Source organism: Metabacillus sp. 22489, from assembly GCF_052044855.1.
In the GTDB taxonomy this organism is placed as follows: Bacteria; Bacillota; Bacilli; order Bacillales; family Bacillaceae; genus Metabacillus; species Metabacillus niabensis.
On record NZ_JBQENT010000014.1, the window covers coordinates 52,346 to 66,013 of the forward strand.

Annotated in this window: 8 protein-coding genes; 2 read left to right on the forward strand and 6 right to left on the reverse strand. The window is 34.3% G+C overall.

Translation table 11 applies throughout. From position 1 onward, the window contains the following. Positions 1 to 318 precede the first annotated feature (318 nt). Positions 319 to 1,353, forward strand: a complete 1,035-nt coding sequence (locus tag ACTJJ9_RS10650) for a LacI family DNA-binding transcriptional regulator (protein ID WP_145582467.1) — start codon at positions 319 to 321, stop codon at positions 1,351 to 1,353. 452 nt (positions 1,354 to 1,805) lie between these two features. Here the strand turns inward: ACTJJ9_RS10650 and ACTJJ9_RS10655 are convergent, their stop codons facing one another. The 5 genes from ACTJJ9_RS10655 to ACTJJ9_RS10675 form a co-directional block, all read right to left on the reverse strand. Beyond that, positions 1,806 to 3,440 (reverse strand): extracellular solute-binding protein, encoded by a 1,635-nt coding sequence (locus ACTJJ9_RS10655; RefSeq protein WP_145582468.1) that lies wholly within the window; start codon positions 3,438 to 3,440, stop codon positions 1,806 to 1,808. A gap of 95 nt (positions 3,441 to 3,535) precedes the next feature. Beyond that, entirely contained in the window at positions 3,536 to 4,432 is an 897-nt protein-coding gene (locus ACTJJ9_RS10660) for a carbohydrate ABC transporter permease (protein WP_145582469.1), read from the reverse strand. Between the two features lie 16 nt (positions 4,433 to 4,448). After that, complete coding sequence (locus tag ACTJJ9_RS10665; protein WP_370877257.1) at positions 4,449 to 5,420, reverse strand: ABC transporter permease; 972 nt, start codon at positions 5,418 to 5,420, stop codon at positions 4,449 to 4,451. A gap of 382 nt (positions 5,421 to 5,802) precedes the next feature. Then, on the reverse strand, positions 5,803 to 8,118 hold the full coding sequence (locus ACTJJ9_RS10670; protein ID WP_440768657.1) for a helix-turn-helix domain-containing protein: 2,316 nt from the start codon (positions 8,116 to 8,118) through the stop codon (positions 5,803 to 5,805). A 327-nt stretch (positions 8,119 to 8,445) separates the two neighbouring features. Next, positions 8,446 to 10,821 carry a glycoside hydrolase family 95 protein gene (locus ACTJJ9_RS10675; protein WP_440768656.1) on the reverse strand — a complete coding sequence of 792 codons (2,376 nt, stop codon included), beginning with the start codon at positions 10,819 to 10,821 and terminating at the stop codon, positions 8,446 to 8,448. A gap of 748 nt (positions 10,822 to 11,569) precedes the next feature. Between ACTJJ9_RS10675 and ACTJJ9_RS10680 the strand changes: the two genes are divergently transcribed. Then, complete coding sequence (locus ACTJJ9_RS10680; protein ID WP_145583623.1) at positions 11,570 to 12,586, forward strand: LacI family DNA-binding transcriptional regulator; 1,017 nt, start codon at positions 11,570 to 11,572, stop codon at positions 12,584 to 12,586. A gap of 135 nt (positions 12,587 to 12,721) precedes the next feature. Here the strand turns inward: ACTJJ9_RS10680 and ACTJJ9_RS10685 are convergent, their stop codons facing one another. After that, on the reverse strand, positions 12,722 to 13,654 hold the full coding sequence (locus tag ACTJJ9_RS10685) for an aldo/keto reductase (RefSeq protein ID WP_145583621.1): 933 nt from the start codon (positions 13,652 to 13,654) through the stop codon (positions 12,722 to 12,724). Between the last annotated feature and the right edge of the window lie 14 nt (positions 13,655 to 13,668).

Sequence of the window (13,668 nt, forward strand, 5' to 3'; positions counted from 1 at the left end):
TAGACACCTTACATGGACTAAACTTGTTTAGTAAATATATTCTGTATGTCTGTATATTAACAACTGTTTATTAATGAGTCAATGATTTTTACGAAATATTTTTAGCTAAAGTTTAGTTGATGAGTTATTCAGTAAAATAGATTAATCCGCTTTCATTATTAATAATAAACTATTTCTATATTTCATTTAATATTTATCACCAAAAGTCTAACTACTTATCTGGAACTAAACAAGAACTAAACTTTTTATTTATGGTATAATAAATTATAAAATAATTACTAAATAAATTATTCTTAAATAAGTAGGTGTAATTCATAAATGAAAATAGATGATATCGCTAAGTTAGCGAATGTCTCCAAATCTGCAGTATCTCTAGCACTTAATGGTAAAAATGGAGTCAGCAAGGAAACTCGAGATAAAATCATAAAAATAGCACAAGAACATGGTTATATTCCTCGTCCAATTATCAAGGCCGACCAATACTTTCAAACAAGCTCAAAACTATTAAGGTTTGTTGCATGTACAAACGAAGGAATTGTAACAGAACATTACGAAACAATGCCATTTTTCACAGAATTAATAAACAATATAGATAAACAAATTGGCTCAAATGGATATTCTTTAATTGTTTCTGCCATAAGTATTAAAAACTTAAAGGAAGAAATAGCGAGATTAGAACAAGAACAAAAATCCGCTGGAATATTATTATTAGGTACAAACTTAACACCTGAACAAATAAATATTGTTTCTAGTGTCCAACCAAACTTAGTTGTATTAGATACCTGTTTTGAAACGCTAGATGTGAATTTTGTTGTTATGAATAATATTTATGGGGCCTATCAGGCAGGAAAGTATTTAATTGAATTAGGACATAAAAATATTGGCTATGTTGAATCAACAACTAGAATGTATAATTTTGATATGAGAAGGAAAGGTTTTTTACAAGCATTGGAAGAAAATGATTTAAAGATTGCTGAACACAATTATTTTTCAATATCACCAACTGTCATCACTTCTCAAGAAGAATTTAAGATTAAAATTAAAAACCAGATAAACAAATTACCATCAGCTCTATTTTGTGAAGCTGATTATATGGCCATTAGTGTGATAAAATCATTAAGTGAGTTAGGTATTCAAGTTCCAAACGATATCTCAATCATTGGCTTTGATAATATCTTTGAGTCACAAGTAATTACTCCCGAACTAACTACAATTAATGTAAAAAAAGATAGAATTGCTTTATTAGCTGTTGAAAAACTTATAAGAGAAATTGATAATAATGAAAACGATAAAATTAAACTATTTGTAGATACAGATCTTATTGAGAGAAATTCTTGTAAGGCAGTTCGATAATGTAAATAAAGCCCAGAGCTTTGCATAGGAAATATGCAAAGCTCTGGGCTTTTTGCAAAGTTTAAAGCTTCTCACATCACTTACATTTCACCTTTAAACATCAAAAAATCGTACACAGGTAGATTCCTCAGTACGATAACTCAGTGAAGAATTCAATAAGAATAAATTAAATTACTAGGACGATCGTAAATGTAATTATGAGCTATTTAGGTAATATTCTTCCCTTCGGAAAATAGGCACTCTTCCTATCGTAAATTTTCAACCTATCCTCTTTGACACCATTAAAAATCAATGCATTAAGTCTACCATTTCCAATAGGAGTTCTACGTTCCCATATACCTTTATGCTAAATTTTACCCTTTAAGTTGTAATAATATAGATCAAAGAAAATACCGATGAAAGATAGAAACCATCGGTATTTCATTCAATTGATAACCTAGCATTTCACAGCCTTATAAATTAGAGTTATCATATGACTCTTGCATAATTTCAAGATAGCGTTTTAAATTTAATTGTTCAAAACCTTCGACATAAGCATCCCATTCTGTTTCTAAATCTTTTGAACCAGTAATAAATTGGAGCGAATTCTGCTCGATATAATCCTCGATGTTCGTCCGAATCATTGCTGCTTCATCTGCAACTGCAGGGTCAATCCAAATTGCCCAATGAGGGAAAACCTCAGAAGGCTCTTTTCCTTCATATAAATGTGTAGCTTCCTGTAATCTGCGCTCATATCCTGCTGATGAATAAATGTCAGTCGATTGTATCCATCCATCCCTGAAATCCCTCGGCTGATAATATTGTGCCATTGATCCCCAATTATCATTTCTAGGTTCTTCCCCTTCCTTAGAAGGAATTTGTGCTAAAATTGGTTCTGCTCCTTCCTCAATGGCTACATCACCTTCTTGAGGCTTTCGCCAGCTTACATCTTCTTCCCCGAAATGGCTTCGAATTTGTCCTTCTTGAGTAAACATATAGTCAACAAGCTTAATGGCAGCGATCTGTGCCTCTTCACTTGCACTACTCGTTAAAACAAATGTCCCCCCTGGACTGCTTGGAAAATTATATGTTGCATAAGCAGAGTTTGGTCCATTAAGTGGAGCAATCGCATCATAGTCATTTTGATATTCCGACTCTGTTACAAAAATTGACGGATGCATGGAAGTAGCTGCTCCTAAAATTTGAGCATCTGCATTATTTCCTGTTTTTTGTAACGCCTCCGTATTTTGTGAGAATGCACCCTTGTCAATTAACCCTTCATCATATAAGGATTTAATATAAGCTAGCCCTTGTTTCCACTCTTCTTTATTCGCCGCAAAATCTACCTTTCCATTTTCAAGGAGTAATCGCGATCTCGCATCATCATATATAAAGCCATTCATTAAATATGGAATAACGGAAGATTCAATTAAACCAGGAGAACCACTTAATGGAACTTCATCCTGTTTACCGTTTCCATTGGGATCTTGTGTTTTAAAGGCTTTTAATACATTTTTTAACTCTTCTGGTGTTGACGGTGTTTGTAGGTTCAATTTTTCCATCCATTTTGAATTCAGCCATAATTTGTTTCCGTATGAACAATGGAAGCACTCATTTAATTGAGGTAGTCCATAAATATTGCCGTCAGGTGCAGCCGCCATAGACTTATAATATGGATGATTTTCTAACACTTTCTTTATGTTCGGAGCATATTTATCAATTAAATCATTTAACGGCAGGATAACGCCCTGTTTACCATATCGTAGTAAGTCTGTTTGTGAAAACTGATCTACCCAAGGTATTAAAAGAAAGAGATCCGGAAAGTCACCACTAGCTAAAGCAATATTTCGTACTTCACTTGCAGAAGTCGTATCAAAAGTTGTTGTTTGCCATTCTAAATCAAGATTAAACTTCTCTTCAGCTAATTTTGTAAAGGAGTTCGTTTCAAGATCTGTTTCAGCATTCTGGGGTGCAAACACTTTAATTTTAATAGGTCCATCTCCATTTTCTTGTTGAGACACATCGGTTTTATCATTTGAACTACAACCAGCTAAAGCAAGGCTTACAATAAGCATCAGTGTAAATAACAGCATTATTGTTTTTTTCAATGTAATCATCCCCTTTGCTTGATAATATTGAATAGAATCACAATCAAGAAAACTCCTAGTATTTAGCATCCCCTCCTTTATGTCTCTCTCACCTATTATCCTTTTACTGAACCAATCATCATGCCTTTTACAAAATGACGTTGTACAAATGGATAAATGAGCATAACAGGTAAACTTGCCACAACAATTAGGGCATATTTCATGAGGTCAGCAAGCTGTTGCCTTTCTAACATTTCAGAGGCCTCCATTCCAGCAGTGTTTGTATTCAAAATAATAATATTTCTAAGAACCAATTGAAGAGGATGCAAATCTGGGTTCTTTAAATAAATCAATGCGTCAAAATACGCATTCCATTGTCCAACTGCATACATTAAAACTAGAACTGCGATAATAGGTTTTGCTAAAGGAAGTACAACTGACCAAAGAAAACGCAAATCACTGCAGCCATCCATTTCGCTTGCTTCCACTAATTCGTCTGGTATTGAAGTTTGAAAGAATGTTCTTGCAATAATCACTTGCCAAACTGCAATTGCATTAGGAATTAGGAGGGCCCATCTTGTATCAATCATTCCTAATGATTTCACAACAAGATACGTTGGGATCAAGCCACCATAAAAGAGCATGGTGAACACGATAAAAAACATTAAAGCATTTCTACCAAAAAATGATTTTCTCGAAAGCGGATAAGCTATCAATACAGTTAACGTCACACTGATTAACGTACCGAGAGTAGTATAAAGAAGTGAATTTACATAGCCCGTTACAATTTGTGAATTACTAAAGATAATTTCATACCCTTTAAAAGAAATATCAACAGGCCATAACCAAACCTTTCCAGATGAAACAGCCCCAGGACTACTTATAGATGCACTGATGATATAGATAAGTGGATAAAGTACGATGACTAAAACAATTGTTAAGAAAATATATACACCAGCAAGAAACAGTCGATCGGTAAATGATTCTTTAATTTTATTTTTCTGACCTAGCATGATTCGCTCCCCCTTTTTACCACAAACCGTTTTTAGATATTCTTTTCGCAACCGTATTGACAGCTACAAGTAAAACTAAATTGATTATTGAATTGAACAAACCGACTGCAGTTGCAAAACTAAAGTTAGCATTGAGCAAACCTATTTTATAAACATATGTTGCAATAACTTCAGAGGTTGAGAGATTAAGAGGGTTTTGTAATAAAAAGACTTTTTCAAATCCTAGTGCCATCATATTACCTACGTTTAAGATGAGTATGATTGTCGCTACAGGCATGATACTCGGCAAATCAATGTAGAGGATTTTTTGAAATCTAGTTGCTCCATCAACCTTTGCCGCTTCATAATGTGATGGGTCTACACCTGAAAGTGCCGCTAAATAAATAACGGCGGAATAACCTGCATGCTGCCAAATATCTGACCACACATAGATATCTCTAAACATTTCTGGCATTCCAAGAAAATTAATTGATTCAACGCCTAAATATCCCAAAAGCTGATTAACAATTCCAAGCCTAGGAGAAAAAATTAACGTTAACATTGAAACGATGATAACCGTTGAAATGAAATATGGAGCATACGTAATCAGTTGAACTGTCTTTTTAAAAATCCCATTTCGAATTTCGTTTAAGCAGAGTGCTAGAATAATTGGAATCGGAAAACCGACAGCTAATCCATACAAACTAAGGAAAAACGTATTTTTTATAAGAACCCAAAATTGTGGATTACTAAAAAACATTTCAAAATGCTTAAAACCAACCCACTCACTTCCCCATATCCCTTTAACGACACTATAATCTTTAAAGGCAATGACAGAATTGACCATAGGTATATACTTAAAAACAACAAAATATAAAACCGGTGGGATAATCAGAAGATAAAATTGCCAATGTCTTTTAAAGGACTTTTTTGCCCTTCCCAAAACCGACGACTTAACCTGAATGACATTTGAACTTGACAATGTCTTATTTGTTACCTCAACCTTCAATGTAACCACTCCTATCCAATTTGCAAACGCTGTCATTTACTGATTGCTTAAGCTGATAAGAATGTATCATGAGCTCTTGCCTTTTTGATAGGTACAATTGAAAATGAATGGTACAATCTAGAGTTAATGTGATATCAAAGAAACTACCTTTCTTTGCGTTATCATTTTTTGAGCTTGCAAGGTTATAATTGAGGGAATAGAGACAAAGGTACAATTGAAATTAAAAGGTACAATTCGTTCTTTTCCTTTCAAATTCAGGTAAAAATGAAAAATTCTTCGCAAGGTGCTCCCACTGTATGTAAAGGTTAAACTTTATTGCCTGAACAAAAAAATTCCATAAAGAACAAATAGCTTATCTTCTACTTGTATTTATGGAATGTTCTTACTTCTGTAAATTTACTTCTTCCCTATTGAATTTTCCAGCTTGCCTATAGCCCTTAGGTGTCATATCTAAAACTCGCTTAAAAACTCTGCGAAATGAGTGGGCAGAATTGTATCCGACCTCCATCGCAATCTCCTCAATTGTCATTTCGGTAGAAACGAGAAGTTCTGAAGCTTTATGAATTCGGATTTTTTCAATATAATCCGAAACATATTCCCCTACATGCTCTTTAAAAAGTTGAGAAACAAACTTCTCTGGATGTCCTATTTCTTCTGCGATTCGATACAAACATAGATTTGGGTCACCGTAATTCGCTTCCAAAAACTCAATAATTAATTTAATATGCTGATGATTCTCCTCTTTTTTCCTTTTATTAACATGCGCGCAATATTCAGTTGCTATAAATTCAAACTCTTTCCATACTTGTTGAATTCCAAACTTCAGTTGAACTTGTAATACTTGATTCATTAATCTTCGTAATTCATTAGAATTTTGGTACATCGTAGAGTGTAAGGTTTTTATTAACGTAGATTTAATTTCCATAAGGAATTGCTCAGCTAATATTGGGGATAATTGTCTTTCACAAAAATTCTCATGAAAAACTTGGTTCAATATTTGTTTTACATCACATAATTCACCAATTTTTAGTGCATTTACTAGACGAAGTTCTAGATTCATTGGATAATAAAAAACAGACGTTTCCTTTATAATGTCTTCGTACCAATGAATCTTGCTTTTATTTGATTCAGAAAAATTATAATCTGCAGCTAACCTTGCTTCATGATAGGATTGGCTAATTTCATGATAATTGTGAAATTGGCGTCCCATAAAAGCTGATATAGATATTCGAAATAGATTTGCTGATGAGATAATAAGTAAATTTAAAATATGTTTTATCTCATCAACGTTACTTGAATTCTCTTCTTTTTTAAAATGAAAGATGGCAACAATTTTATCTGAACCTAAATCAGACATCATCATATCCGTCTCTAATTCTGCAAGTTTACGTTTTACAATGAATCGAGCTGCGCTTAACTCATTATGAATCTCTTTATTCTCCAAATCACCATAACCATTTATCTTTAAAACACAAACATATCCATACTTTCCTCGAATGGAGACATTTAATTGGTTAGCCTTATTAATGATTCCTTTTTGGGAATAGAACTCTCCATTCAATAAGCTCTTTACAAAAGAATCCTTTAACAACTCCTGCTGATTTGCCAACTCACTTTTCAATGTATCGTTATTTGCTATCAGTGTTGCAATATTTCCATGTAAAAAGTCATATTCGTTTTTGTGTTTAGATAAATCTGTTCCGATTTGCTCCTTCACCACATTTATTAAGTTATGAATTGGAGTACTATTTCGGTAGGCAAGAAATAAACAAAGTAACATTCCTATCATTAGAGTGGTACAAGTTACAACGAACGTGATTTGTTTAATGGTTTCTGCTTTTTCCATTAAAGCCTGCTTCGGTATGCCCGCTACATAACGCCATCCGTTGAAGTCTGAGTGTAAAGATAATAGGATGGTTTCATTTTCTTGATTTACTGACCGGCTATTCTCATTTAATTTTTTAACTACTTTTTTCGTACTATCCTCACTAATCCCCATCATTGTAAGAGGATTTCCTTCTTTATCTGCAATAAATGTCCATCCTCCATACTGCTTCGATAACTCTTCTAAAAGATTTCCAATTTTCTTCTGATTAATTGTTATCACTACAGTTCCCAACGGTTCGTTAATACTATTTAAAGGTAGTGATTGTACATAGGTTACTACAGAAAGTTCTTTACTATCACTAGTATATTGGCGAACAGGAATAACTTCTCCTTGATGATTTCTCTCCAAGCTTTTCTTCCATTGGTCAAAGGAAAGATCATGATAATGATAAAGATCATAGAAATGATCTAATCTAAAAAAAACGTAACCATCCTTTAAAATAACTTGATCATTTTTTAAATAGATATAAAAGTCCTCTATAAAATCATTTGTATGTGCATAGGTTGAAATATAGCGTGATGTCTCACTCAGGCTATAGAGATTTATAGAATTAGGTTCTGTTCCTGCTATTAGATGTTGATTAAAATCGTCAACGAGTGTTAGTTGTTTTGTAAATCTTTCAACCTCCAACAATCTGCTTTCTAAAATATCTTTACTCTTCTTTAAAATCAACATGCTCGACTCGATTGAACTTTTCTTTGCAACATCCATCGATACTTGGTAAGACACTATTCCAGTAATAAGTGGCAATAAAAGAATAACCAAATATGATAGTAAGAATTTTCTAAAGGTTTTAGTTGTTTTACTCATTAAATGCAAGAACGTCTCCTCCTATCATAAAGATAGCGCTCTCGAAAATATTGCTATATTAAGTTAGTAATCCTAAAAAAGTCAGGGCCATTACCGTTCTGCTATGATAGTCTTTTTCATGTGACTTAGAATGTAAGAATGCTTATTTTGGTCCAAATATATCCTTTTCACTGTAAAATAAGGGACCATATCGTGGTCCCTTTTTGTCTAATTAAAGCAGTGAATTTTAAAGAATTCTTTTTCCCTTTCAGGTAACAAGGTGATGGATAATTAGGAATTTTTTCGTGAAAACCTAACTCTTTTCCAAATTCTAAGATACTTGTCATTTTATGTTCTTTTAATAAAATACTTTTTCCCTTCTTGTGTATCGAATGAAATCCTGTTATTAGTACTTACTTTAATAGGTATAATCTGTCCATCTACTGTCACTTCAATGGATGGTCCAACCACTAAGTGACACGGTCCTCCTAAATGGGAGTAAATTTCACCACTTTCAAATTCATTATTTTCCCACTTAACATTCACTTCAAATCCTCCACGTGCTCGTAATCCCTTCACATATCCATTTGCCCATCCAGAAGGAAGAGCAGGTAATAAATGAATTTCACCGGTATGTGATTGTATCAGCATTTCAGCTAGACCAGCTGTAAATCCAAAGTTTCCATCAATCTGAAATGGAGGGTGTGCATCAAAGAGATTTGAATAAACACCACCCTTTTGATAGTTGAATTCATCCTCTTTCACGAGCTGAAGAAGATTAGAAATTAATTGAAAAGCCCTATCACCATCCTTAAATCGTGCCCACAAGCAAATTTTCCAGGCTAGACTCCACCCTGTACCATTATCCCCCCTTCGTTCAAGAGATTTTCGAGCAGCATTGAACAGTTCACTACTTTCAGAATCATTCAGCTGGCGACCAGGATAAATTCCAAAAAGATGTGAAACATGGCGATGATGGTTATCTTCATCTTCCCAATCATTTACCCATTCTTGAAGCTGTCCATAGCTACCGATTTGCATTGGCTGTAATTTATCACGAGCAGAAATTAATTCATTACGAAAATCCTCATCTATTTTCAATACTTCTGCTGCCTCAATGCAATTAGTAAACAAATCCCAAATTAAGGACATATCCATTGTTGTTGCCATACTTACTGCAGCAAGTTTTCCCTCTGTCGTCATAAATTTATGCTCAGGCGAGGTAGATGGAGCAGTAACCAAAATTCCGTTCTCATCTTCGATTAACCAATCCAAACAGAAAAGAGCTGCTTCTTTCATAATCGGATAGGCAGTTTCCCGAAGATAAGAATGATTTTTTGAAAACGTAAAATGTTCCCAAAGGTGCTGTGATAACCAAGCTCCTCCTAATGGCCAAATAGCCCAAACAGGGTCACCATATCCGTAGTCACCGGCTGGAGCAGATTGACGCCATATATCTGCATTATGGTGTGCTGTCCACCCCCTGCACCCATAATTAACGGATGCTGTCCCCCTTCCGTTTTCTGCCAATTCTTTAATATAGTTCAATAGAGGTTCATGACATTCGGATAAATTACAGATTTCAACTGGCCAATAATTCATTTGAGCATTAATGTTTAAAGTATAGTTGCTACTCCATGGAGGTCTTACCTCTCGATTCCAAATTCCTTGGAGGTTAGCAGGCTGTGTCCCTGGTCTTGAGCTTGCAATCATTAAATAGCGTCCATACTGAAACAACAATTCCACCAACTTTGGATCATTTGCACCATAATGCAATACCCATTGATCTGTGGAGAGATTTTCCGGAGCAATTGCGGGTCCTAAATCGAGCTCAACCCGATCGAATAATGACTTATAGTCTTCAGTATGAGAATGTCTTAACTCTTCAAAAGATTTCGTCATTGCTTTCTCTAGAAATTTCTTTACGGCCAAGGAAGGGTTCTTCCCCTCTTTCCCTGGAGATTTTTCATGGCCGTTAAAGCTAGTCGCAGCACTGAAGTACAGTGTGACTGCTGTAGCTGCAGTCACATGAAGACCGTCATCATCAATATGAATAGAACCATCTTCCAAATTTACACCTAAGCGTCCTTCAAATTTCATAGCATTCGAAGTATCTATGTCCCCATATATGATAGGATGATCCGTGCTATAATAATTAGGATCAACATGCTCTGGACAAGTTCCGCTAAGCACAAGCTGATTTTTGTCTTGAGCAGTATTAAATCTTAACGAACTCCCAAGATTTGCTGAAAAACTTAAAAAGCCTTGTTTACTCGATTTAAGTTGAATAGCAATAACTTGATCCGGAAAGGAGGCAAACATTTCACGTGTATAGTGGACATCACCAATCTTATATTCCACATGACTCGTGCCTGTTTTTAAATCGAGACTTCTCTGATAGGATCGAACAGGTTCTCCATGATAAAATTGAAGGTACAAATCCCCTAATGGAAGATAGGATTGTGTGAATGGCCCCATCATCTCTCTACAAAATTGATCTGCTTCTATATATTTCCCAGCAAAAATCAGCTCTCGAACCTTAGGAAGCACTTCCTTTGCCTTTGAATTATTAAAATCTTTTGGTGATCCTGACCATAATGTATCCTCATTTAATTGCAAATGCTCTTTCTCAATTCCTCCAAAAACCATGGCACCGAGACGCCCATTACCGAGCGGAAGTGCTTCATTCCATGACTTAGCTGGTCGATTATATTGTAGTTTCATAAATAAATCTCTCCCTTTAGCCTGCTACAATCTTTACTATTGGATATTTTTCATCAATCATTTTCATAATTTCTAGCGTATAGTTCTTTGCAGTTAAAACCCATTATGTGTTATGGAGTGCAACTTCATCATCTATTGAATAAGAGAAGACCTGTTTAAAGTACTACTCCCATACAGAATAGCTAGAGATAACATTAGATATGGACATCAACCATTATTTCATACTGTACCTCACTTATTTCACCATCACTGTTAACGCTTACAATATTAACTTAAAAAAACTAGTATTCTTTTAAAATACGTCAGCAAACATAACCTCTTGCTGAAAAAACCAAATTACTTTTTAGTTATCTTCCTTGATATCAATCCTCAATAAATTAATTAGGCTAAGTTTTTGTCAGACAAAGGATGTTTCTGCTCTCCTAATTGTTGATTAATTGTATAGTACCTTCATAATTGCTTCACCTCCATAAGTATATAACAAAAAGTTATCATTATGTTATCGATAACACGATATTAACTCGAATTATTCATTCAAGTCAATTAAAATTGGGCAAATACTCAAAAAAATATAGAAATATACTTTATAGAAAGTAATCTTTAAAAACTATTGCTGAATGGATTGCTTTTAGAAGTTTGTAATCATTGCATTTTATATTTATGTTATCGATAACACAACTATCTTGCCTATTTAGGTTAAATAATCTAAAATATGTAGATAGTCAAAGTAATGATCGGGAGGATTCCTATGGTAACGATTTATGACATCGCCAAAAAAGCGAACGTATCAGCTATGACCGTATCAAGGGTTATTAATAAATCAGGAAAAATCAGTGATGAAACGAAAAAAAAGGTGGAAGCTGTTATTAAAGAATTAAATTATATTCCTAATAATTCAGCAAGAAACCTAATTACGAATAAAACAAACATCTTGTCGTTAATGGTTACAGACATAACAAACCCTTTTTTCACAAATGTTGCCCGTGGTGCGGAAGATAAAGCTATGCAAATGGGCTACCAGCTGCTTTTATGTAATAGTGATGAAAATGTTGAAAAAGAATCAAAATATATGGAAATGCTTATTTCTACTCGAACAGATGGAGTTCTGATTGCACCTGCTAATGACTCCTCAAAAAGAAACATTAGGAAATTAAGTAAGCATGGTATCCCGTTTGTATTAATTGATCGCAACATTCAAGACTTAGAGTGTGATCAAGTGCTTAGTGATAATGAAACAACCACGCGAAAGTTAATGGAGCATCTCATTTCCCAAGGGCATAAAAACATTGCGATCATTAATGGCCCTTTAGAGGTGTCAACTGCTCGCGAAAGATATCAAGCATATACTGATACATTAAAAATACACGGAATTCCACTAAACCGTAACTTAGTGATGGAAAGCGAATTTCGAGATAGTGATGTTTCTAGTGCACTACATCACCTACTAGAATTACCAGAATCTGAACGTCCAACCGCGATTTTTGCAACTAATAACTTTATCGGAATGAGTACGATGAAAACACTAAAGAAACTGAAAATAAAAGTCCCAGAAGGAATAGCTATCGTATCCTACGATGGAATACCAAATTATACAGAAAGTGAATCAATCCTAACAGTTGCAGAACAACCGGCATATAATTTTGGATATCTTGGTATCCAACTGCTAATAGAACGAATTGAAGGAACTGCTCCAGAGAAGGCAAGGAAAATTGTCCTCCCTGCAGACATTCATATCCGAGCATCTTCCATTCATAAAATCGAGTAATACTTAGTCACTCCCACAAGCATTAAGAACACTTTTTGTTAAACTACTGGTTTATAAGTGCTTTAATAGAAAGTGTTTTTTTACCTTCTCATTAGGTTAATCGTCATCTAGTCTAACAAAAATACATGTAAATCCTTACTTTACATACTCGTTGTTTCCACTTGGCCAGGTTTTATTATGAATAGGTTTTAGAATATCTAACACTTTTTCTACTAATTCAACATCCATTGGTTCTTCAGTCCAAACAATATTTTTCATCATATTTTCCTCACTCGCAGTACTTACTAGTGTTGTAGGGATTTGTTTATTTTGGACGGCAAATTGAATCGCAAGCTTCGAAATATCTACTCCATTTTCTAAACAAAAATCCGCAGCTTGTTTACAAATCAACCGAATTTCTTTATCAGCGGGATGCCAATCCGCTACTGGCATCGAACTCAAAAGTCCCATTGATAAAGGAGAAGCATTCATCAAACCTGTTTTTTTCTCTTCCAACAATGGAATAAGAGATAGTAAGGAAGTATCATTTAAACAATAATGGCAATATGATAATATAACATCTACTTCTGATTGATGAAGCACTCTTTCAAAAATTGATAAAGGTAGTCCTGATACACCAAAGAAGCGAATTTTCCCTTCCTGTTTCAATTGCTGTAATGCTGGAATTGCTTCCTCGATAATTTGATCAAATGAGCCAAACTCAATATCATGCAGGAGAAGAATATCTACATAATCAGTTTGTAATCTTGTTAGGCTCTCTTCCAAGCTTCCCATAATACGCTTCTTAGAAAAATCAAAATGTTTTTCCCCGTAGCGTCCAGCTTTCGTCGATAAGATAAATTTATCTCTTGAAATTTCATTTAACGCTTTACCTAATACTGTCTCGGCTTTAGTTAAGCCATAATAAGGTGAAACATCTATTAAATTAATACCATTATCAATAGCTGTATGAACAGTTCTAATTCCTTCTGTTTCATTTATCTCTCTAAAAACAGATCCTAAAGAAGATGCTCCATAACTTAAAACCGACACATCTAAACCGGTATTCCCTAATTTTCTGTATCTCACTGAATATTCCTCCG

Coding starts and splice junctions, on each gene's coding strand:
- ACTJJ9_RS10650 (WP_145582467.1), top strand. CDS start 319: ATGAAAATAGATGATATCGCTAAGTTAGCGAATGTCTCCAAATCTGCA.
- ACTJJ9_RS10660 (WP_145582469.1), bottom strand. CDS start 4,432: ATGCTAGGTCAGAAAAATAAAATTAAAGAATCATTTACCGATCGACTG.
- ACTJJ9_RS10670 (WP_440768657.1), bottom strand. CDS start 8,118: ATGAGTAAAACAACTAAAACCTTTAGAAAATTCTTACTATCATATTTG.
- ACTJJ9_RS10675 (WP_440768656.1), bottom strand. CDS start 10,821: ATGAAACTACAATATAATCGACCAGCTAAGTCATGGAATGAAGCACTT.
- ACTJJ9_RS10680 (WP_145583623.1), top strand. CDS start 11,570: ATGGTAACGATTTATGACATCGCCAAAAAAGCGAACGTATCAGCTATG.